The 22,837-nt window shown below is 45.1% G+C and carries 22 protein-coding genes and 5 riboswitches; of the genes, 1 reads left to right on the top strand and 21 read right to left on the bottom strand.

The window, feature by feature from the left end:
• Window positions 1–406: 406 nt before the first annotated feature.
• The 21 genes from ABFC84_08235 to ABFC84_08135 all read right to left on the bottom strand — a co-directional run bounded on the left by ABFC84_08235 (window position 407) and on the right by ABFC84_08135 (window position 22,097).
• Window positions 407–682, bottom strand: a complete 276-nt coding sequence (locus tag ABFC84_08235; protein MEN6412739.1) for a metalloregulator ArsR/SmtB family transcription factor — start codon at window positions 680–682, stop codon at window positions 407–409.
• 15 nt (window positions 683–697) lie between these two features.
• Window positions 698–3,163 (bottom strand): DsrE/DsrF/DrsH-like family protein, encoded by a 2,466-nt coding sequence (locus ABFC84_08230; protein ID MEN6412738.1) that lies wholly within the window; start codon window positions 3,161–3,163, stop codon window positions 698–700.
• 164 nt (window positions 3,164–3,327) lie between these two features.
• On the bottom strand, window positions 3,328–4,326 hold the full coding sequence (locus tag ABFC84_08225) for a GGGtGRT protein (protein MEN6412737.1): 999 nt from the start codon (window positions 4,324–4,326) through the stop codon (window positions 3,328–3,330).
• A 22-nt stretch (window positions 4,327–4,348) separates the two neighbouring features.
• Window positions 4,349–5,041 carry a hypothetical protein gene (locus tag ABFC84_08220; GenBank protein MEN6412736.1) on the bottom strand — a complete coding sequence of 231 codons (693 nt, stop codon included), beginning with the start codon at window positions 5,039–5,041 and terminating at the stop codon, window positions 4,349–4,351.
• A gap of 63 nt (window positions 5,042–5,104) precedes the next feature.
• Complete coding sequence (locus ABFC84_08215; protein ID MEN6412735.1) at window positions 5,105–5,578, bottom strand: hypothetical protein; 474 nt, start codon at window positions 5,576–5,578, stop codon at window positions 5,105–5,107.
• Window positions 5,579–5,612: 34 nt separating this feature from the next.
• Window positions 5,613–5,987, bottom strand: coding sequence for a fluoride efflux transporter CrcB (gene crcB, locus ABFC84_08210; GenBank protein ID MEN6412734.1), 375 nt, complete (start codon window positions 5,985–5,987; stop codon window positions 5,613–5,615).
• A gap of 45 nt (window positions 5,988–6,032) precedes the next feature.
• Window positions 6,033–6,380: a DUF190 domain-containing protein gene (locus ABFC84_08205; GenBank protein ID MEN6412733.1), complete on the bottom strand. Its 348-nt coding sequence runs from the start codon at window positions 6,378–6,380 to the stop codon at window positions 6,033–6,035.
• A 34-nt stretch (window positions 6,381–6,414) separates the two neighbouring features.
• A complete protein-coding gene (locus ABFC84_08200) occupies window positions 6,415–6,837 on the bottom strand; it encodes a universal stress protein (GenBank protein ID MEN6412732.1) in 423 nt (140 codons plus the stop codon).
• A gap of 51 nt (window positions 6,838–6,888) precedes the next feature.
• Window positions 6,889–6,950: riboswitch (Fluoride riboswitch) on the bottom strand.
• A 49-nt stretch (window positions 6,951–6,999) separates the two neighbouring features.
• Window positions 7,000–8,217 carry an MFS transporter gene (locus ABFC84_08195; GenBank protein ID MEN6412731.1) on the bottom strand — a complete coding sequence of 406 codons (1,218 nt, stop codon included), beginning with the start codon at window positions 8,215–8,217 and terminating at the stop codon, window positions 7,000–7,002.
• A gap of 47 nt (window positions 8,218–8,264) precedes the next feature.
• Window positions 8,265–8,327, bottom strand: a riboswitch (Fluoride riboswitch).
• An 89-nt stretch (window positions 8,328–8,416) separates the two neighbouring features.
• A riboswitch (Fluoride riboswitch) is annotated at window positions 8,417–8,479 on the bottom strand.
• 60 nt (window positions 8,480–8,539) lie between these two features.
• Entirely contained in the window at window positions 8,540–9,229 is a 690-nt protein-coding gene (locus tag ABFC84_08190) for a DUF6062 family protein (protein MEN6412730.1), read from the bottom strand.
• Window positions 9,230–10,269: 1,040 nt separating this feature from the next.
• Window positions 10,270–11,130 carry a dynamin family protein gene (locus tag ABFC84_08185; protein MEN6412729.1) on the bottom strand — a complete coding sequence of 287 codons (861 nt, stop codon included), beginning with the start codon at window positions 11,128–11,130 and terminating at the stop codon, window positions 10,270–10,272.
• 55 nt (window positions 11,131–11,185) lie between these two features.
• Window positions 11,186–11,248, bottom strand: a riboswitch (Fluoride riboswitch).
• Window positions 11,249–11,420: 172 nt separating this feature from the next.
• A complete protein-coding gene (locus ABFC84_08180) occupies window positions 11,421–13,211 on the bottom strand; it encodes a dynamin family protein (GenBank protein MEN6412728.1) in 1,791 nt (596 codons plus the stop codon).
• Window positions 13,212–13,269: 58 nt separating this feature from the next.
• Entirely contained in the window at window positions 13,270–14,769 is a 1,500-nt protein-coding gene (locus ABFC84_08175) for a hypothetical protein (GenBank protein MEN6412727.1), read from the bottom strand.
• Window positions 14,766–16,304, bottom strand: coding sequence for a hypothetical protein (locus ABFC84_08170; protein MEN6412726.1), 1,539 nt, complete (start codon window positions 16,302–16,304; stop codon window positions 14,766–14,768). The genes ABFC84_08175 and ABFC84_08170 overlap by 4 nt, the downstream gene beginning before the upstream one ends.
• Window positions 16,305–16,453: 149 nt before the next feature.
• A riboswitch (Fluoride riboswitch) is annotated at window positions 16,454–16,516 on the bottom strand.
• Window positions 16,517–16,723: 207 nt separating this feature from the next.
• Window positions 16,724–17,581, bottom strand: a complete 858-nt coding sequence (locus ABFC84_08165; GenBank protein ID MEN6412725.1) for a methyl-accepting chemotaxis protein — start codon at window positions 17,579–17,581, stop codon at window positions 16,724–16,726.
• A gap of 94 nt (window positions 17,582–17,675) precedes the next feature.
• The gene (locus ABFC84_08160; protein MEN6412724.1) at window positions 17,676–17,912 is read right to left on the bottom strand and encodes a DUF2164 domain-containing protein; all 237 of its coding nucleotides are present in this window, start codon (window positions 17,910–17,912) and stop codon (window positions 17,676–17,678) included.
• A 75-nt stretch (window positions 17,913–17,987) separates the two neighbouring features.
• Window positions 17,988–19,043, bottom strand: a complete 1,056-nt coding sequence (gene cax / locus ABFC84_08155) for a calcium/proton exchanger (GenBank protein ID MEN6412723.1) — start codon at window positions 19,041–19,043, stop codon at window positions 17,988–17,990.
• A 207-nt stretch (window positions 19,044–19,250) separates the two neighbouring features.
• Window positions 19,251–19,526 carry a hypothetical protein gene (locus ABFC84_08150; protein ID MEN6412722.1) on the bottom strand — a complete coding sequence of 92 codons (276 nt, stop codon included), beginning with the start codon at window positions 19,524–19,526 and terminating at the stop codon, window positions 19,251–19,253.
• Window positions 19,527–19,733: 207 nt separating this feature from the next.
• The gene (locus ABFC84_08145) at window positions 19,734–20,015 is read right to left on the bottom strand and encodes a hypothetical protein (protein ID MEN6412721.1); all 282 of its coding nucleotides are present in this window, start codon (window positions 20,013–20,015) and stop codon (window positions 19,734–19,736) included.
• Window positions 19,982–21,262 (bottom strand): type II restriction endonuclease, encoded by a 1,281-nt coding sequence (locus ABFC84_08140; GenBank protein ID MEN6412720.1) that lies wholly within the window; start codon window positions 21,260–21,262, stop codon window positions 19,982–19,984. Before ABFC84_08140 ends, ABFC84_08145 begins: the two co-directional genes overlap by 34 nt.
• A complete protein-coding gene (locus ABFC84_08135) occupies window positions 21,255–22,097 on the bottom strand; it encodes a DNA adenine methylase (GenBank protein ID MEN6412719.1) in 843 nt (280 codons plus the stop codon). Before ABFC84_08135 ends, ABFC84_08140 begins: the two co-directional genes overlap by 8 nt.
• 261 nt (window positions 22,098–22,358) lie before the next feature.
• Here ABFC84_08135 and ABFC84_08130 point away from each other — a divergent pair.
• On the top strand, window positions 22,359–22,837 hold a 479-nt coding region (locus tag ABFC84_08130; protein ID MEN6412718.1), incomplete at its 3' end, for a helix-turn-helix transcriptional regulator.

Raw genomic sequence — 22,837 nt, 5'->3', positions numbered from 1 at the left:
TTTCTTCTTGTATTCATTTGTCGCTGATATAACTTATTGGCGACAGTACAACGAATTCATTTCGTTTTGCCTGATCCGATTCCCCGGCTGCACTGCACTGTTACTTAGTTTATTAATTTTATACTCTATCAAAAAATCCTGCCTTTATGCAAATAAAAAATTTATTATTTGCATAAAGGCATCATAAGTGTTTTAAAGCCGTTCAAACAATTTAATCCTCCAGACGCTGAATCTGCTGGCTGACGGAAGACTGTGCCATATGCAGCACTTCTGCGCTTTGGAAAATCCGTTCTGCTCAACAATGTTTGAAAAATTTTAATTGCACATCAAGCATCCGCTTTCCCCACATATCCCTCAAAATACCGGAAACAAGGCCAACCGTCTCTCTGCAGCGGCTGTCTTTATTTTATCCGCCAAACAATACCTCCACAATCCGGCGGACCTGGGGATTCACCACCTGATAGCAGATTTCCAGTCCCGTCCGCTTGCCTTCAATGATTCCTGCCGCCTTTAGCTTGGCCAAATGCTGCGAAACCGTCGATTGCGGCAGCTCCAGACATTCCCGCATCGTTGTCACATTGCACTGATGATCCAGCAAGCCCCGCACAATGCACAGCCGCACCGGATGAGCCAAGGCTTTCAGCATTTCACTGCACTGCTCGTATTGTCTCAAATCTTCCATTGCCTCACCCCGATTTCAAATAAATAAATTGGTATCCGCCGTTTCCGCGGCACCTAAATAAGCCGCCACACCGCCGACTTCCACTCCGTCAATAAGTTCTTCCGGCTTGATCCCCATCACATCCATGGACATGCTGCACGCCACCATCCGGACACCCTGATCTTTTGCCTGTCCCATTAAATCTTCCAGCGAGGCGACCTGCTTCGTGCGCATCATATAGCGCATCAGCCTGCCTCCCAGCCCCCCCATATTCAGCTTCGACAGGCTAAGTTGCCGGGAACCGCGGGGCATCATTTTGCCGAACATTGTTTCCAAAAATGTTTTTTTCACCGCAGTCGGCGCAGATTTTCGCAAAACATTCAACCCCCAGAAGGTAAAAAACATTGTCACCCTGCGGCCCATAGCCGCCGCTCCGTTAGCGATGACAAAGGAAGCCATGGCCTTATCCAGATCATTGCTGAAAACCACCATCGTCTTATCGTGCCCTCCCGTCGGTAATTCGCTTTTACTGCCGGAACTTTCTTTTTGGATATAAGCAATAGCCTGCACTCCCTGCCGGTTGATTTTCAGCAGCCGGTTGCCCGTTCTCTGACACCAGGCGGTAATGTCGGCAGCAAATCCGGGGTCGCTTACTGTAATTTTCAGAACCTGCTCCGGCTCCATCACGGCCAGCGCCTTGTGAACCTGCATGATCGGTCCCGGGCACTGCAGTCCGCTGGCATCAATCCTTCTGGCAGCCGGCTGTTCCTGCACCGCCGCTTTTGACTGTTCTCCGCCTGCCTGCAGATTGCTTGATGCCGAAATACCGTCCCCATCGGAGTCGGCGGAACCGGACTGCTCCGCCGCGGCGGAATAGGTCTTATACCCGCCGCTTAAATTGCGAACCTGATCAAACCCGTGCTGGACTAAAATCCGGTATGCCAGATAGCCCCGCAGGCCGACCTGACAAAAAACCACAACGTCTTTCACTTGAGGCACTTCCGCCAGCCGCTCCCGCAGCTCGTCAAGGGGGATGTTCACTGCCCCCGGAATCGTTCCCAGAGAAAACTCCACGGCTGTCCGCACATCGATCAACGCTGTTTTCGCCAGGTCCAAAGTGGCTATATCCTGCCAGTGAATCACCTTACTGTCGCCTTTGACAATATTATTCGCCACATAGCCGGCCATATTCACCGGATCTTTCGCCGAGGAATATGGCGGTGCATAGGACAGCTCCAGCTTTTCCAGATCGCCCGCCGTCATGCCGGACCGGATGGCAGTGGCAATGACATCAATCCGCTTTTCCACTCCCTGATAGCCGACAGCCTGAGCCCCCAGCACTTTGCCCGTGTCCGGCGCGAACAGCAGTTTCAGCGAAATCGGCGTAGCACCGCGGTAATAGGAAGCATGAGACATAGAATGGGTGATGGACTTTTCATAGGGAATCTGCAGCCGTTGGAGAATCTTTTCATTGTTTCCCGTAAAAGCGACTGTCAGATCAAATACTTTCAGCACTGAAGTTCCCTGTGTTCCTTCATATTCTTCATAAAAACCGCAAATATTGCCGGCGGCAATCCGCCCCTGCTTATTGGCCGGACCGGCCAGAGGAATCATCGCCGGCTGACCGTTGACAAAATCGGTGACCTCAATTACATCCCCTACCGCATAAATATCCGGATCGGAAGTACGCAGCGTTTTGTCTACCCGGATACCGCCCCGATTTCCCACATTCAGTCCCGCAGCTTTGGCCAATTGATTTTCCGGTGTAACACCGATTCCCAGCGCCACCAGATCGGTTTTAAGCCTTTCTCCCCCGGACAATTCAACAACGGAATATCCGTCTTCTTTGCTTACGGCTTGAATGATGCTGTTCAAATATAAAGTTACTCCTTTTTCCCGTAAATGGCGCTGCACCAGAGCTGCCATTTCAAAATCGATTGGGCCGATCACCTGATTGGCCAGTTCCACAAGCGAAACCTTAACGCCCCGCTCGGCCAGATTCTCCGCCAGTTCAATGCCGATAAAGCCGCCGCCGACCACAACCGCCCGTTCCGGATTGCGGCTGTCAACAAAATTTCGCAGCCGGTAGGTATCGGGAATATTACGGACCGTAAACACATTGTCAGCGTCCAGCCCCGGCAGTTCCGGCTTGATGGGAAGAGCCCCCGGTGACAGAATCAACTTATCGTAGGACTCCTGATAGCGCTTACCACCTGCCGCCTCATATACGGTTACTGTTTTATTGGTTCTGTCAATTGCTTCCACTTCACTGCCGGTCCTGACATCAATGCGAAACCGTTCCTGCATCGCCGCCGGCGTCTGTACCAGCAGCTGCTCTTTTTCGCGGATTATATCTCCCACATAATAGGGCAGACCGCAGTTGGCAAAGGAAATATACTGCCCCCGTTCAAACAAAATAATTTCACTTGTTTCATCCAACCGCCGCAATCTTGCCGCCGCGCTGGCACCGCCGGCCACACCGCCTATTATCACAACTTTCATTGTATCAGCTCCTTATATCTTTATATTCATATATTACGATATAACGATATAAAAAGCAAGCATAATCAACTAATTTTTATAAAATAAAAAAAAAGCAGGTCTCTGCCAATAATTCTCAGCAAAGACCGTTATATTTGCAATGTAAAGCCGGCCTACTTCCGGATTCAACCGACTGCTTCTTCAACCGCCACCGCTACTGCTACACTGGCGCCTACCATTGGATTATTGCCCATTCCAATCAAGCCCATCATTTCCACATGGGCCGGCACGGAAGATGAACCCGCAAACTGAGCATCTGAATGCATCCTCCCCATCGTATCCGTCATGCCGTACGATGCCGGTCCCGCTGCCATATTGTCAGGATGCAGCGTTCTTCCCGTTCCGCCGCCGGAAGCAACGGAAAAATACTTTTTTCCCTGCTCTATACATTCTTTTTTATACGTACCTGCCACCGGATGCTGGAAGCGGGTTGGATTTGTCGAATTTCCGGTAATGGATACGTCTACCCCTTCCTTAGTCATAATCGCCACGCCTTCCACTACATCGTCAGCCCCGTAGCAGCGAACACTCGCCCGTTCACCCTTAGAATACTTTATCTCTTTTACGATATTTAATGTTCCTGTATGATAATCGAATTCCGTTTGTACGTATGTAAAGCCATTCACACGCGAGATAATTTGAGCTGCATCTTTCCCCAATCCATTCAGTATGACGCGTAATGGATTTTTCCGGACCTTATTGGCGGACTTCGCAATGCCAATAGCCCCTTCTGCTGCCGCAAATGATTCGTGTCCGGCTAAAAAAGCAAAGCAGTTCGTTTCTTCCCTTAGCAGCATGGCGGCCAAATTACCGTGACCTAAACCCACTTTGCGATGATCGGCAACAGAGCCGGGAATGCAAAATGCTTGCAGCCCTTCGCCTAGTGTTTGTGCGACCTCGGCTGCCTTTGTATTGCCTTTTTTGATAGCAATCGCCGCCCCCAGCGTATAGGCCCAGCAAGCATTGTCAAAGCAAATTGGCTGAATTCCCTTTACGATGCTGTATACGTCAATATCCTTTTTATCACAAACCTCTTTTGCCTGCTCCAGGGATTCCATCCCATACTTGCTAAGTGTTTTATTAATACTGTCGATACGCCGTTCGTAGCCTTCAAACGTAATCATGATGGTTCCTCCTCCATGTGGATTATTCATGTCTGGGATCAATAACCTTTACCGCTTCGTCATATCGTCCATATTGGCCTGTCGCCTTCTTCAGCGCTTCATTGGCATCCATTCCTTTACCGATCATCTCCATCATTTTCCCAAGATGGACAAATTGATAGCCGATAATTTCACTGTTCTCATCCAACCCGATATGAGTTACATACCCTTCCGCCAGTTCCAAATATCTGGGTCCTTTGTCTAATGTGCCGTACATAGTGGCAACCTGGCTTCTTAATCCCTTACCCAAATCCTCCAATCCCGCTCCAATAGGCAGCCCATTTTCAGAAAACGCCGTCTGGCTTCTGCCATACACGATTTGAAGAAAAAGCTCACGCATAGCCGTATTAATGGCATCACAAACCAAATCCGTGTTTAATGCTTCCAGAATAGTCTTACCGGGAAGAATTTCCGAAGCCATCGCGGCGGAATGAGTCATTCCCGAGCAGCCGATCGTTTCAATTAATGCTTCCTGAATAATTCCATCTTTTACATTGACAGTTAGTTTGCACGCCCCCTGCTGCGGCGCGCACCAGCCTACACCATGAGTCAGCCCGTTAATTTCGTTAACTTCCTTTACCTTGGTCCATTTCCCTTCCTGAGGAATGGGAGCCGCTCCGTGGTTTGGCCCTTTGGCTACGGTACACATTGCTTTTACTTCCGTTGAATAGTTCATCGTACCTCTCCTCTCTACTAAAAAAACTCATATATGGCAAAACAGCGTTTCTATCGCATCACCTCATGACCGCAATGTCGCGCTAAGGCGCGTAGTATCTAAGAACAGTCGGATAGCATCTTCCGGCGACCGCACCACGACGTTAGCTGCCGCCATAATGCCGCTGCTGACTCCTTCCGCTCCTAATACGCAGATTTTCAGCCCGGCAATAAAAAACATCGGCTGATCATTAACGCCATTGCCGATAACAGCCGTCGTATCAGCCCCCCACTCCTGAACAAAGCGGGCTTTTTCCGTTCCGTCTTTGTCGGCCGGTAAAACAATCAGCTTTACATCGGGCACATTTTTTAATTCTTCCCGGGCTGTGCCGAAAGTGTCGGCAGTAATTACCGCTACCGAAACCTTCACAGCCAGTTCCGTCAGCAGCTGCCGGACTTCATCCGAAACGCGGCCGCCTTCTGCCAATACTCCGTTATAGTCAAACACAACATGGTGAAATTCATACTGCCTGCCATTCGGCAATTGTACTGAAATCATATTCTCCACTCCTCTAAATCAGTTTCGTTTACTGTCAAATCAATCTGGCAGCGCCAATTCCCAGCCATGTCGCTAAAAAACCGATAATCACATTAAGGCCGATATTATAAAAGGCCTGAGCTATATCCGCTTCCTCCAGCATACGCAGCGTTTCATAACTAAAGGATGAAAAAGTCGTCAATCCGCCTACAAAGCCCACAACAATCAATAACCGCCAATATGGGCTGACGATGAGCCGTTCCGCGGCAAGTGTCATAAAAGCGCCGATAATAAAACAACCGACTATATTTACGATAAGCGTTCCATAGGGAAACTCTGCGCCAAACTTGCCTGCGGCCCAAATGGACACAAGATACCTTGCCGCTGCACCAATTCCTCCGCCGACTGCTACTGCAATGATTTCCTGCAACTTTTTTCACCTCACTTGCATCAATAACTAACTCATCCGTATTTTTTAGCGTCTAGGCGGCTTGCGTCCGTATTTGATAACTTCGACATCATCCAGGATAATCATGCCTTCCTCCATCATTTCATCCAAATAAGGAATTAACTTATCAATAAACTCTTCACTATCAATAATTTCAACCAGAATAGGCAGATCACTTGATAAATCCACAATCTTGGCCATATGAATCCGGCTGTTGGCGCCATACCCCATTAATCCGCGAAACACGGTAGCTCCGCCCATATCCAGTTCTTTCGCTTTTTCTACTATGGCATGATACAGCGATCGCCGTTTCCAATGATCGCTTTCCCCAATATAAATTCGTAACCGCTTAGCCTGGCTTGCAATTTTTGGCATAGAAATTTTCTCCTTCCATTCTCTGCTGCTACTGCTACTTCATAATCGTTACCGGCACCTTGGAATAAGTAACCACTTTTTGCGCCACACTGCCAATGACAAGATTTTTAAATCCGCCCATACCTCGGGTTCCCATCACAATCAAATCAGCCTTGCGGTCAGCGGCATAGCGAACAATACTCTCCGCCGGATGGCCGTGTAAAACTTTAGTCTGTAAAGTAATTCCCTGCTCTTCGCCATAAGCCGCCGCTTTCTCCAACAGCGGGCGACAGTGCTTTTCCCCGTCGGCATATACTTCATCCACCTCATCAATACTGGCGCTGAACTCCGGCGGCTTGACCACGAAAACGACAACTACATCGCTCTCAAATTTGAGGGCTAAGTCCACTGCCCAGGCCAATGCCTTCTGACTTCCTGCCGACCCATCATAAGCCACCACCATCTTTTTAATGTCCATGCTGCCAAATTTTAGAACTCAACAGCAGAAAATAAACAAACCCCTACCGCCGAAGTGGTAGGAGTCATTACCGTTTTACGGAATTGAAGGCGAACTCCATCGCCGCTATTTAGATATGGGTTCATTATACCAGCCGTTTTCTTCATCCGTCAATACGAAGATTTATAACGCCTTGCTCTCGGCAGTATTTTTAAAATTCACCAGAAAAAGTAAACCGGCAGCCGCCAAAGCCAAGCCGGCGCCAAAATAAAACGGAGCGCTAGGTGACACTTTATCCCACAATACACCGGCGAGCGCGCTGGCCGGAAGCGCCATAAGTCCCAGAGATGCATTATAAAGACCAAAGGCCGCACCGCGATGGCTTTCATCCACCAGTTGAGCCACCAATGCTTTGGCGACCCCTTCCGTCATGGCGTAATAGATTCCATAAACAGCATATAAAATCCAGATATGCCAGGCAGATTGGGCGACAGCAAACCCTAAATAGCTGGCAGCATAAACCAGCCAGCCCAGTTGAATGACGCGAATTCTCCCAATGCGATCGGACAAAACGCCGCAGGGAATAGCCAACAATGCATACAATAAATTGAATACTGCAATGATGACCGGAATCAGCACAGGAGCTACCCCTACGTCCTGTGCACGTAAAATCAGGAAGGCGTCGCTGCTGTTACCCAGGGTAAATACCAGCATAATTATAAAAAACCATAAAAATTTTCCTTTGAGTACGGAAAAATCAAGAACAAACTTACCGGCAGCCTTTGTCTCACTGCGTTCTTTCACCAATAGAGCAATCAAAACAATCGTAATAAAAGCCACGATACCGGCTAGCAAAAAAACCATTCGATATTTTTGTACTTCTCCGTATTGAGCGAATAAAACCAGCAATCCGGTAGTGACCAGCGGTCCAACAAATGAACCAAGCGTATCCAGCATGCGTTGATAGCCAAAAGCATACCCCATATTCTTCATAGATGCTGACTTAGCAATCAGCGCATCCCGCGGTGCGTCTTTCGTCCCCTTGCCGATACCATCCAGCATTCTAACGCCAAACACCGCCCCCACCTGAGAAGAAAAGGCCAGCAGCAACCGCCCTATTGCCGAAAACAAGTAGCCTAAAAACACAATAGGTTTTCGCTTCCCCACCTTATCGGAAATCATGCCGGACAAAATTTTGCATACACTGACAACAGTCGTCAGACAGCCTTCGATCAGCCCGACCGTCTCTTTGGTCATTCCCAGTATCTGCGTATAAAAAATCGGCAGAATCGGCACAATCATATCCTGGCTTAATCCGCCCCAAAAAGCGACCCAGCCTAACGCAGTAATATTTTTTTTGGCTATTTTTTCATCATCTACTTGCTCATTCTTTTCATTCATATAATTCATTTCCCTTCTTATCCACCATAAAACAGACCTCTACCAAATTTTTGGTAGAGGTCATTACCGTTTTCACGGACTTTATGGTGAACCCCATCGCCATAAACTATACTGCTATAACCAAAAGATTCCTGTCAAAATCAATTCAGGTGATTCGTTTACCCCGCCTCTTTGCAAAAAAATAGACTCCTGCCACCGCGAGGTGGTAGGAGCCATTACCGTTTGCACAGAATTCAAGGCGAACTCCATCGCCGCTATTTTTTTGAATGACATTTTTATTATACAAAATAGTTTTGCAGCCGTCAATACAATATACGACACATCATCCCCGAGCAAAAAAATGAAGCACAATCCGCCACACCTGCTGTTCTGATCCTTTTGGTTCCTGAGCGTAGCGGTAATCCAGCTTGCGAAAATACTCTTCAAATTCACCAGCCCATTGTTCCATCCGTACCTTATGGCAGTCGACTAAAAAATTCACTGTCTCCGGCGTATCGGCTTGCTGCAAAACATCGACCAAATGAGTCCAGCAAAGTGTCGGATACCGCCGGTACAATTCCCGGCCATCTTCGCGCAGGAGATATTCTTTCATCACAATCACGCCATAACGTACAGCATGTCTATTGCTATCACAACCAGGGCATCCGACAGTACCCGTAAGAGCAGCAATTTGCCGCTTTAAACTCTTGCGCCAAAAATATCGTTGAAACCAGTCCGGTCCCTTCATCCACCAACTTTTTCGCGTTTCGCCAACTTGTTGCCCCAGTCCGGCTAACGCAGACCGCCGACTATCCGTTACATAGCGCAATGCCGCGGAAAGCCTTGTCCCCAGTCCTTCCAATTGCTCGCTATGCTTCCGGCACAGACCGCCACCGGCCATCATAGCCCACATCGGCGGCGAACTGGCGTACTCCAAATCAAACCACCGTACAAACCGGGCTTCATTTTCCGCCACCACGGCACAAACGGGGCAGACCTGTCCTTCTAAATAATGGCCGATGTCGTATAACATACGATTTCACCTCTTTTGCCTTTGACTGGTATTTTTCATAGAATTTTCAGCCCTTTTTCCCATTTCCTGCCGCATATCCTGTATCCGCTATTTCGGCTGATTATTTTGCAGCACTGTCAAACGCCCCATTAACTGCCGCACCTCCTGTGCTGCCGTCCGCAGCCGGGATAATTCTGCCTCCGCCACATCCGCCCGGTCATTTTTCATCGCCGCTGCAGCTGCGACCGCCTGATTGGTGCTCGTTACAGCCCTTGCAAGACGAACCTTGAGCGCTTCGGAAAAAGCGCGAAAGGCATTTTCCACATTTTGCAGTATTGCCCAACGCAGATTCTCTACATTCTGGGTAATAAGCGCATCCACATGCTGCTTCAGACGTTTGCGAATACGAGCTAAACGGAGAGTGTCAGGCAGCAGAGATTCCAGCCAAGCGTGAGGAATAACAGCCACTCCGGTTTGCAGCTTATCCTTGACCCAATAGGGCTGACGCTTCATTTGAAAAATTGTTTCCTGCTCCGTCGCTTGATAGTCGATAGCAAACACAGCTACGGCAGCTTCCCGCACAGCAGAAATCAATGCGTCGGCTTTTTGTCGGTGAGGTGCGAGAATTCCGGTCATATACTCGTCGAAAAGCTCGGCCGCTGCCGTAAGCTCCTGCTCAAAAAGGGTCTGAACCGCTTGCGACAAAACAAGATGAGCTTCCTGCTCCATTCCCGGCCGATAGCCGCTGCCAAGAAGCTCCTCCGCTATATTGCTTAGATGAGCATAGGCCTTTTGCCGCAAAGCGTCAACCTGAGATTCCAGAAATACCAGCGCCCGTTTTCTATCCCCTGCCAGCAAATCACCGGCCAGCCGGTGCTGTTCTTCAACTTCCGCCAGTTTTTTCGCCAACAGTTCCTGCTTGATCGCCAATTCATCCACCGGTAATTCCAGCGCCTTAACATGCAGCTCCAGATCCATAAAAGCCGCTTGCAGCCCGGCAGCAAATTTCATCTCAACAGCTGCTGCCAATACTGCTTTTTTCTTTTGTTGCAAAAAAACCGTTAATGCCGTTTCCAGCGCACCAAGGTCGCTCTGTTCAAGCAGCTGTACATCACCGGCCTGTTTGGCTGCCAGCGCCTGCCGCGCCGACAGCCTGTAAACCGGCACTGTTTCCGCCACATCTGCCTGTTCATGCAAAACTTTTCGCAAAAAGCAATGACAGTTTCTCTCTCGGCAGCACTGAGATAATCTACCTTGTTTAAAATAAAAAAGACTTGGCGAACATGCTTTTTTACCGTCTGCAAAAATTCCACTTCATTAGCTGTAATCGGCGGGTCGGCGGATAGTACAAACAAAGCCGCATCGCACTGGCTAAGAAACTGCAAAGTTGTTTCCGTATTGTGCTTGAATGTTGATCCGATACCAGGCGTATCAATAAGTGTCACTCCATTGGCTAAAAAGCCGGCCGGATATTCGACTTCCACTTGCTTCACTGCCAGTTGGTTATGAGGGTTTTCCTGCTCGGCGACGAATCGGGTCAAATAAGCTGTCAACGACGGATCATCCGCAAATACGTTTTTCTCCACCCGCCCGCTTGCAAAAGTAATAACCGCCTGCCGCTTTTCGCCCCAGCGGATCACCGTCGGCAGAGCCGTCAAAGGAATCGAACTGGCCGGCAGTATTTCCCCGCCCAGCAAGGCATTGATCAAGCTGCTTTTCCCCCGCTTAAACTGACCTAAAACAGCAAGATGAAACCGTTCTTCCCGCAGCCGGGTCGCCAGTTCTTCCATCTGATCGCCATAAGCAGAAAGGCTTTTTCCCGTCTGGCGAAACAGCATCGCTGCCTTTGTCATTAGCGCCAAAAGACATTGTTCCTGTTCTTGTTTCGATTCATGCGTCCCTGCTTTATTTTTCTCCGTCAACGGCATCATCCTCCTATTTTGTCAGGCGAGCGAACAACAAAATCTCCTACCAGTCAATCTGGTAGGAGTCATTACCGCGCACTGCGGATTAATGGCGAACTCCATCGCCCCTATGATGATTGCTTTTATTATATAACACCCTGTTTTATGTGGTCAATTAGCGTTTCTCTGCTGCATAGATAAATATTAAGACATGCAAACATTCCGTTCACCTACCATACGTATCATGGCTCTTCTGTAGGCATCCTCCTCATTGCGGTTTTGCAATGCCCGGCGGATGGCCTCATGCTTCATGGCATAACTCTGCATGTCTTCCGCATCTTCCTCAAATCGCTGAGCGGTATGAGAAAGCAGAAATTTACGGGTCTCGGCGGTTGAAACATCCAGCAGCATAGCAAGATGATGAAGACAAACGCTTTGGGAACTGCGATACGATTTTCGGCCGGTTCGCCAACCATGACAGCCAGCCGCCGAATATACTCTTTTTCTGCCTGTCGGATCATTCCACAAACGCGGCAATTCTGGGAATTCCGTACCAATCGCTGTACCGCCTCGCCGCCTTTATCTGCAGTTATATTCTCTCTCAAGCGGCGGGCAATTTCTTCTGCCAGCCGCACGTATCCCACAGAAGCACCGTGGGGAGAAGACATCGCCAGCAGCTGCCAGGTATGCAGCGGACAAAAGCCCAGTTCCGCGGCAAACTCAGCCTGCGACTGCCCGTCGCTGCCCAGCTTGTATTGCCAATGGGCAAAAAATTGAGAAACAAGCTGGGCAATATGTCGGCAAACCGGACAGCCCCTTATCTGCAAATCCGTCTGTAGATCCGACACCGCCGGCGGCGAAACAATCCCTGACAGCTCATCCTGATGACAGGCTGCTGGAACAGCCGCCGTCAAGTTTTCATTCTTTACCACCTCTGCTATTTGGTTGTTAAGAATACCTTGATACAATGCTTGCAGCTTCGTCCGCACCTCTGCCGCCATTACCGCAGCATCATGGGGATTGCGCCGGACGACAATAATTTTTTCATTTTTTACAGTCTCGGCACGAAGCTGCAAGGCAGCTTCGGTAAAACTTCCCCGATCCGTTTCATAATCCAATAGCTGCAATGCTTTCCGTGCTACTGCAGCCAGAAATACGGACGCTTTTTCTTCCGATAAAAAAGAAGCCAATGCTTCTTCAATGCTTTTGATTCCGCTTTGTTCATACAAAGCCGGATCGCCGGAATTTTTAGCGGCAATACCGTTGCGGGAGGAAACGGGAAAAACCCTCACAGCACTACAGCCGGTCTGCTTCCGAATAGTTTCTTTCACAAACTTCAGAACTTCCTCTCTTTCTTCCGTTTTCACCAGATCAATCTTATTCACTACAAAAAAAATTTTGTCCACATATTCCTGAATTTCTTTTAAAAACTCCAATTCCAAACTTGTCATCGGCGTATCCACACTGGTTACAAACAATACGGCATCGCACTCCGGCAGGAAGCCATACGTAGTGACCGTATTAGCTGTCACTGCCGACCCGACGCCGGGAGTATCGACAAACTCAATTTCACGGCGCAGAAAAGGAAGCGGCAGCTCCACGCAGGCGGTCTTCACTTTTTTCCGGTTGGATGGATTCCCTTTTTCGGTCACATAATCGGCCAGAGACGCAACCGGCAATTCATCAGGAAAAATGGAATCTTCCCGGCGAACCAGCAGCCGTTCTTCCGGTCCATATTTAAGAACCGTGATAGCGGAAGTAAGGGGAAGAACCCCTGTTGGTAAAAGTTCACGTCCGATGATTGCATTCATAAGCGAACTTTTACCCCGCTTAAACTGCCCCAATACCGCCAGGGTAAACCGATCTTCGGCCAGTTTTACCGTCAATTCCCCGCATTGCTGTTCACTTTCTTCCAAACCAAGTGATATCAGTGCCTCGCGCAAACTGCGCAGTTGGCTTGCCAAAGCCAATTTAGTCTGGGTATATATGCGAAGCTTTTCCAAATCCGGCTGGATTTCAAACGCAGAATCTGTACCATCGGCAATCCCGACTTGCTCTTCATTTGTGGGATGTTCTTTATCTTTAATATCCTGCTCCATCACTTTTCTCCTCCATACGTCAATCTGACCTTAGCAGTAAAATGCCTAAGCCAACGAATCATGCGGTACCGAATATCTTGTTATACAAATCTTCGCCATAACTTGTCTGCAATGGCTCTCCTTCAACGATTTTAAACGTCCGTTCACCATCGTTTTGTCTCTCTGCCCGTAAAAAAATGATATCCTCGCTTTTTTTCTCATAAAAGCCATGGGCAAATTCATATTGATGCGTAACAAAGAAAATTTTAATTTGTTTTTCCATCAAGGCCGAAACGATCTGCCTTGCAATCTCCGCCCCTTCCCTTTCATTTGTCGCGGCAAAGGACTCATTAAACAGGATCAGCGAATTTGCCGTAATATGGTCGGCAATATCGCTCATTCGGCTCAGTTCTTCATCCAGTTTTCCGCTATTCATGGCGGCATCTTCCTCTCGTTTGTAGTGAGTGAACAGTCCGCTGCAAACAGAGGCGCTCAAAGCTTCCGCCGGCACAAACATTCCGCATTGCAGCATCAGCTGCGCCAAACCTATGCTGCGCAGAAAAGTCGATTTTCCTCCCTGGTTGGCGCCGGTAATAATCACAAGCTTTTTATTGTCAGGCTTCCCTTTGTTGCCGACAATTCTTTGCTTCAGGCTGAGAGCCAGACAAACGTCATACAGTCCCTGGAAAGAATGCCCGGGTTCTCCTAGATTCAAAGGCAGTGGAAAGGATATTGGCGCTCCCATATTGACCAATTGCTCCTGCAAATTCATGCAACCGATATAAAAAGCCAACTCGGTCCGCAGTATAGTAAAAAAGCTGCGAATGTGATCTGTCGACCGGGCAAGTACATCAGCCACGAGATTAATGCCCCTGTCTCTTAACTCCGCTAAAGCCCTAGCACCGCTTTCATCTCTTGCATGGATATGAACAACGTAAACCGGCGTTTTCATGCCGAAAAAGCGCTGCCGCCAACCGTGTTTTCCCTCCTCCGAATTTTTGCGAAGTACATAATTCGACCCTTTATTGCCTTTTCCCAACTCAGCGCTGATTAGAACTCCATCGCGAAAGGTCAGTTCTTTCAGGTATTCTTCAATTCTGGACAAATATTCGTCATCCAGCTCTCGACGCAGCATCGCGAAAAACACCGTAAACCCTTCCGAAACAAAATGATCGGCATATTGATCAGCAATAGTTCTCATTTTCTTTAAGGTGTCAAAAAACAGTTCCAGTTGTTCAATCGCCTGATGTAATATCGCCGCAGGATACTTGCTGAAGAAACTATAGTAATATTTTTTTCTTCCTTCGATTGACTCTGCCAGGATAGCGTAAATCTCCCTGATGATGGAAGCATTTTGCAAACAATCCTGAAGAATGCGCTGTCGATATACGATACCATCCGGGTTCGTTAATCCGGTTAAAACGGCTTTTTTTGCCACTTCAAATAAAAGTTTGTCACCGCGTGCCATAGCAGCAAACAGTGTGTCTAATGCCAAATCCTGTATCAGTGCCTGTTCATTGGCCGGTAATTTTTGCTGCATATCGAAATCACTGTCTCTGTACATGAGAAATGCCTTCATTGGATACGCTCCTTTAAGCATTCATACGTCAATCGATACTTCTCGGCAAGGGATACTGCATATAAGCGGCCGCCGGCAGATTTTCTCACAATTTTGTAGGTCCGCAAGGCCGGATTTTCAGGTACTACCGTACTGACAAGACTGACGATGTTTTCGCTGCAAGCGGTTAATTCATCAATAAAAGTTACACAAACACACAACGCATCCAATTGCACGATTCTCTTCATGATCTGTTTGCCTAAAAAACCAGCATCCTTTAGTGTGGTGGAAGTAAAAATTTCATTCATGATAATAATACTGTCTGCTGTGGCCTGGTTTAGGATATCGTAAATTCTAACCAGGTCATCCTGCAATTTTCCCCGGAGATTTTTGATATTCTCTGCTTTCTCAAAATGCGTAAACAGCTTATCAAACAAAAAAAGCTGCGCTTTTCTGCCGGGAACGGGACAGCCGATACCCGCCAGATAATGCAGCTGTCCGAAAGTGCGGGCGAATGTTGTCTTCCCCCCCTGATTGGGACCGGATACGACAAAGATACGTTCATTCCCCTTCAAGTAAAAATCATTGCAGACAACGCGTACTTTTTCGCCGATCAACTTGTTGGCCAGGGCTAAATCAAAACTTTCATAAGCACACACTTCTTTACCTGTACTTGAAACCTGCGGATAGCAAAACTTCAATCCGTTCTGTTCAAATCTTTCAATAAATTCCAAATAAGCAATATAAAACTGTATTTCCCGATCAAAAATTTTCAACGTTTCATCCAGATAATTGTCATGGACTATACAATAATTATCGAAGCGTGAAAATATTTCCGGATACAATTTGGCTACAAAGTCCAAAATCTGCTCCTCAACATGATTCATCTCCGGATAATCGGAAAATTGAATCTGATAATTTTTCCCCGCTCCCTGTCTGAACTTCTCGAATGTTTTCTCCACAGCTGCACTATAATCTGTCTCTGCTGCATATTTACGAACTTGAATACAGTTATCTTGTATTAACATACAATACTGAACAAGTGATAAGTCCGTTTTACTTTGTTTCGTTTCAGTCAGCAGTGCGGTAAAAATTTGCGATTGGTAATATTCGGTTATGTAGTCTCGAAAAGCCAAAAAGCCGCGGGACTTTAGTTCAACAAGGGATAAATCATGAACCAGACAGCCTACGGCTTCACAATAAACTTCCACCGCAGCCAAAAACCAGCTTTCTTTTTGGTACTTATAGTGGAGCTTATCTGCCTGAACAAGCTGCTCCCGCATACAGCTCATCTTGCTTGTAAATGCTTTGATGCAGTCAAACAGGTTTCTGTCTGCCAGATCCTGCATAACTTCATAACGATATCGAATCAGATTTATATCGTGCAAAGGAGTGTAAAAAAACGGTTTTAAATGATATTCCTGCTTATCAGCCGTGATCGCATCGATAATCTGGTCAAGAATTAAATCACTAAAAAAATCTGGAACTTCTGCTGTTTCCGTTTCAGTTATCCTGCTGTCTGCCATTTCCCCAAATAAAATACTGTGGAGCTTCACAAAATCCCCCCCTCGTCATGAGAGCCCATATATTAAACCTCTATCATGAAAAATGCCCTCACGACGAAATTAATCCACTGCATAAGCAGCAAATAACCTATTATAAATTCTCCAAACCGTCTAAAAAGCGCTAATGACTCCTGCAGATTCGTTCTGCAGGAGTCATTAGCGCTTAAAACGCTTCCAAGGCGAACTCCATCGCCGCAAAATAATATTTTCGGTCTATCGTACTTATACTGTACGGATAGCATAAGACAATTAAAATAATCATTTTTGTAAAAATATAGTACAAATCTATCTTTTTTACATTGTAGCAAGGACCCCCGTTGCTGTCAAGTTTTAGATTTTATACTTTTTACGTTTACTGTCTATTTCCACCGCCGCATTCCATTACCCGGTACGGAGCAGGGAGTGCGTCTTTACAGTTGCTGAGCCAGACTGATAAGTTTCTTACTGCTGCTTTCTATGCCTTCCAGCATATGGGCGATACTCTGGGTGGTTGTCGCCTGTTCCTGGATAATGCCGCTGTTTTCCTGGGTATTTTGAATAACTTGCGTCACAGTCGCACTAATGCTGTTTAATATATCGTTGATCTTGTTCACCGAGTGATTCGTCTCATCCGATAATTTCCTAACTTCATCGGCCACAACGGAAAATCCCCGTCCCAACTCTCCCGCCCGGGCCGCCTCAATCGCCGCATTAAGGCCAAGCAGATTTGTTTGTCCGGCTACTCGTTTAATCATTTCGAGTATCTCGGTGGAACTGCTGATATCATGACCGGCTTTGCTGGAAATCTCAGCCGCATGTTGTCCGGCAACGGCCAATTGTTCCGACGACGCCGTCAACTGCTGGATAGCGGCAGTTGCCTGCTCTATTGCAGTATTCATTTCGTGGATGGAATTAAGAATCATGATGCGGGTTTGGTTATCATTTAGTTTGGACTTGATGAGCCCAGCAGCAATTTTGGCGACAGGTTCAACAACGTCGATCTTGCCGGCAATACCGAATGAGCCAATTTTACTGGCGCCGTCTTTGATCGCCAAATGAATTCCCGCTTTCAGTTTGCCGTTGCTGGCAGCTTCGTCTTCTTCCGTTATTGTGATGAAATCAATACTGGAATGCAAAATTTTCTGCGAACCGCTGTGAACAATTCCGTTTCTTTTTTTAGCCGAATCTGCAATGATTGTCCCGCTGGTATCACATACAATCGTATGGAATCCCGTTTGTGCAAGAATAAAATCGACAATTTTTCCCGCTATGCTCCGGTCAATTTCCATAGGACGCCACTCCTCATTTCACATGTTTATTAGAAGAAAGATTTATAAGAGTAAGTTCGCTGTAAAAATTAGGATTTCCTTTATTTCCGGCAAATTATCTCCCTGTAATACGTTTCTCAAGTGAAAAAAGTTCCTCATTTTTCTGACTCATGAGCTGATAGGCATCGGAAACAGCCTGATTGTAAATATATACTCCTGCCTCATTCAAAATAAAATCCAAAAAAATCGAGGCTTTGAACTCACTGATTTCTTCGTCACATTCTTCCGAAAAAAACTTTTGTATGCTGCTGATTAAAACTTTCTGTGTTTCTTGGCTGAGTTTAATTCCCATAATGATTCACCTCAGGTTTTAAATAGTAAATTTTGAGCAGCAAATCGCAATCTGACACTTAAATCCGTATGTCATTTAATTGATCCACAAAAAGCAGGCGGCAATGATAAAATAAACTGCCAGAAGTTGAAGTCCTTCCAGCCAGTTAGATTTCCCGTCCCCTGCAACCCGGTTCACAATCACAATCGAAATCACCAAAGAAAAAATTTCAAAAATATTGAATACCGGACTCATGGGATGATTGATAACTGCTCCGGCGATAACCAGACAGGGCATCACGAACAGCGCAATCTGCAGACTAGAACCAATGGCGATTTCGGCAGCAATATCGATCTTATTCTTCATCGCCATCCAGATCGCGGTACTATGCTCAGCCGCATTGCCGATGAAGGGAATCAGGATAATTCCCACAAAAAGCGGGCTGATCTGCAAAACCTGGGTCATTGGTTCAATAGCTCTCACTAAAATCTCGCTTTCCCAGGCAATGAACAAGGTGGAACCCAGGAGAATAAGGATCGCTTTCATTCGCGGCCAGCGAGGCTGTTCCTCACCATGCCCTGTACCGCCATACATGTCGCTGTTATTGCGAAAAGAAAAGTACATGCCCAGCAGATAGATCACCAGCATCACTGCGGCAATCGACAGATTGAGCGGCTCATATGTCCAGCTATTCACCAGTTCAGGCCGGACCGTATAAAGGAATATAGCCGGTATGCATAACCCGATGATAGCAAAGGTCAACAGCGTAGTCGACAATTCTACCGCCTGCCGGCTGAAGTGCTGTATGCCATTGCGCACGCCGCCGGCAACCATACTGGCACCCAGAACCAGCAGGGAATTCCCCAGAATGGATCCGGCTATAGATGCTTTGACAACATCGAACATACCTTGTTTAAGAGCGAAAAAAGCAATAATGAGTTCGGTTGCATTACCGAAAGCCGCATTCAAAAATCCGCCGACTTTAGGATTAGTGTAAAGTGCCAGTACTTCGGTGGCAAAGCCCATGTAAACCGCTAACGGCAAAATCGCCAGACAGGCAATCACAAATACCGGAACAGGGCCCCACTGCAGGAATTCAGCCATCACGCTCAAAGGTATGAGAAGCAACGCAACTGGAAGAAAACGAGCCATAAACATTCCTCCCAACAATAACAGTAAACGGGCAAATCAACAGGCCAATTGAGTCTACCTATATGTTCCCCAACAAATACAAAACTTTTGCTACGCTTTTAAATTCAGCACTATCACTTATAATCCTTTTTTACAACTATCTCTCTCTTCCTTAGACAACTAATGTATGAACGGGAATGGAGCAAAATGAACGTCCCCGTGCTTTTATCATTTTACCTTACAATCAATTATCCATCGTTTAATAATTTTTATGATATTGGCAAAAATAGTTGACCGCTTGGCAGCATACAAGTGCCTTTGGGGAATCGTAGAAACACTTAAAATGCCATTGGATACAAAGAGCATTAAATTATGCTCAGATGGCATTGACTGTGGCTGGATATCAAAGAAAATCATATGTTGCTTGGAATCATAAACAAAAAAGATATCCATTCTGAATTTATTTGCGGCATACCTATCGCGAACCGTCATTAAATTTGCCATGTTTTTTATCGCCTCTTATTATGGCTACATATGATATAAACCTCTAAATTTTATATGGTTTACATGTACGTATTTAATTTTGCGGTGACACGAATGAGATGTTTTTCGAATAAGTTGGGCGGATACTATTAGAATGATACTTAAGGCAATTACTGATCCCCAAATAATCCAGTCATCAAACATTTCCGGACCACCCCTCATGCAAAATTATTTCTTAGTTTCCTGCCCGCAAACCATAAAAGCTCTTATTAAGACAAAAAAATAACTTACTGTGTTCAGTTTAAAACAATTTCCGTTTCTAATATATCCCCCAAAAGAGTGATTTTCATCAACTGGGATGTTTACTGCTCTGCCGGAGTATACTTGTGCCTTTGTCCTTTCTTGAAAAGGAACAGGAACCGCCTTCCCTCTTTTAGCTCTTGATTGGAAGCGAGTTGAGCGTCCCCTTGCTTTTTTCACCTTGATAAATTCAAAATCCAATTTATCCATCCCGCCACTGTAGATGCCCTTCTTTTATAAGTACTTTCTGCTTCAATATTATAAAGTCCGGATTCTCTCATACTGCGGACAATTTCTTCTTTTGAAGGCATCTTTCGTGTAGTTAAATACTTTCTTAAAACATCATGATATGGCCTATGCCTCAAAATTAATCTCGCAAAATTCAGTTGTCTAACCTTATATTTTAACTTAAGAATCTTTTCCCCCTCATAGGTTAGATAAAAAACGATTGAGCTATTGTCCCTTTTCTTATCTATGAGACCTAAATATCTCGCTGCATCAGTGTAGTAATTAGTTTGCCGTGGATCAAAATCATAGTTTGTAGTAATATCGTCTTTTGTCATTTCATTCTGGAATAATAACTCGCATAAATTGATGATTCTATTAAAATTATCTGCTTGCGGGAAGGCAATTTCTGGTTCTGTAACAAATTGAATATTCCCCATTATTTGTAAAATATCTTCCAAAGTTATTTCGACAGCTTCAATACTATAACGTTTCTGCTTAATTAAAGCGAGTGAATTATAATTATTTACATTTTCAAACTGGTACTCGTACAAATAATAAACCCCATTTGAATAAACCATAAAGACAGGCTTAACTCTTTTTGCTACGTTACCAGCCCATAATCTATATGGATAATATAGCTGCCTAACAAGAAAATCATCTGAAATAGCGTTTTTCGCTTCAAGTAAAGTTAAATACCTAAGCCCTTCATATCCACCATCAATTTCAATCTGAGAATTCTTAACATTTATAGTAACATCCCGTTTCAGTTCCATATTCCTAATATTAAAGCTAAATGAACTAGAGCCCATCCTCCCGCTAACAGTAGGCAGCAGTTCTTCATCTTCAACAAAATCCGCAAGTATTCCTGAAACAAAAGAACAATTTATCGCCATTGCTTCACTATTTATATTCTCATAATCAATGCTTTGAAGGTATTCAGGAAGAGATACTCTTATAAGCTCAGAGTCTATCTCCGCAAATTTTTTATACGTTTCAAACTGGGATATTACATAACTGCCCCGTGTAATCGGTAAAATAGACAATTTATTATCCGTAAAAATTTTTGGCAAATTTATCTTATGATCAAATTTAGTCATAAGTCGAGCTTCACGTACCTGATTAATCTGTGCAGCTGAAATTTCAAAACTCCTATTTCGTTGAACTTCGCTTAAAATATTATGGCTTTTAAATAACTTTTCCCAGGCAATATCATTTTTCGTACTACTCAAAATTTCTCACCAAAACCTCATTAACTTCGCCTCGCGAGTCAGCTTTTGAATTTATAGCTCGTCTAGCTTGAATAACCTCAATTTTATAAGACTTATATAAATCGTTTATAAAACCTGTATCCGAATTAGACAGTAAAAATTTTACGCCTTTTTGCTGTAACGAATCACATAATTTCTTAAGTCGTATTTGTTCTGCCTGATTAAACCCGCCCTTATTATATCCTGTAAAATTTGCGCTATTTGAAACAGGATCGTATGGCGGATCTAAATAAACAAAACTTCCCTTTCTTATACCTCTTACCGCTTGTTCAAAATCGCCATTAAGAAACACTATATTTGCTTTATTAAAATAATTACTAACTGCCCTAAGAGTAATCTCATTTACCAAATTTGGATTTTTGTAGTTTCCAAACGGAGCGTTAAATTCTCCAGCTTTATTAACCCGAAAAAGGCCATTGTAACACGTTTTATTTAAAAATAGAATCCTTGATGCCCTGTCAATTAATGTTAATCTACTATATACATTCTTATCACGATCTAACTCTCTTATTTTATAAAAATATTCTGCCTCATTTTTATGATTTTTTAAGGATTCAATCAATCCATCAACATCGTTTTTTATTACTTGATATAAATTCATTAATTCAGCGTTTACATCATTAATTACAGCTTTTGGGGGCTGAGTATAAAAAAGCACCGCCGCTCCCCCAACAAAGGGCTCATAATAAGTTGTAAACTTCCTTGGTATATATTTTTCAATTTCATGAATGAGCTGTCTCTTTCCTCCTGCCCATTTCAGAATAGGAGCAACAAGTGCAAGTTTGTTCTTTCCCATTAATTCCTCCAGATGAACCTCATGAACCTCTACCTACATGCTCAAATTTTCTTAAACTGACTCAATGGGATGGTTCTTCCGATTCTACAAAATTGTATAATTTATATTACTATATTTTACATAAAAATACAACAAACAACTCTACGGAGAGTTGATTGAATAACAGATGAAATCTTTGTACAATTTAATACGTGGAGGGACAAAATAATGCAGAACAGTAAAGTCGGAAACATAATCCGCACCTTGCGTCAGGAATGCAATATGACGCAAAAACAGCTTGCGGATAAAATGAACATCAGCGACAAAACCGTTTCCAAGTGGGAACGTGGTTTGGGATGCCCGGATATTTCGCTTATTCCAGAACTTTCAGACCTTCTCAGAGTTGATACACAAAAATTACTAGTCGGCGATATGACCCCGAATGATTTTGTAGGAGGCAATATGAAAAACACAAAATATTATATCTGTTCAATATGCAATAACATCTCACTTTGCACCGGCAAAGCAGAAATTTCGTGCTGCGGTAAAAAACTGACTGCTCAGGCACTAAAAAAAGCGGAAGAAAGTGAAAAACTGTCTGTTCAAGTCATAGAAGACGATTGGTACATTACGAGTGATCACCCCATGACAAAGACGCATTATATTTCTTTTATGGCTTTTGCCACAGGCGATTGTATTCATTTAATCAAGCAGTATCCCGAGTGGAATTTGGCTGTGCGTATCCCCAAAAGAGGACACGG

This window comes from Veillonellales bacterium, from assembly GCA_039680175.1.
In the GTDB taxonomy this organism is placed as follows: Bacteria; Bacillota; Negativicutes; order JAAYSF01; family JAAYSF01; genus JBDKTO01.
Note: the sequence above shows the minus strand (reverse complement) of the source record. Positions and strands in the feature narration are given on the sequence as shown.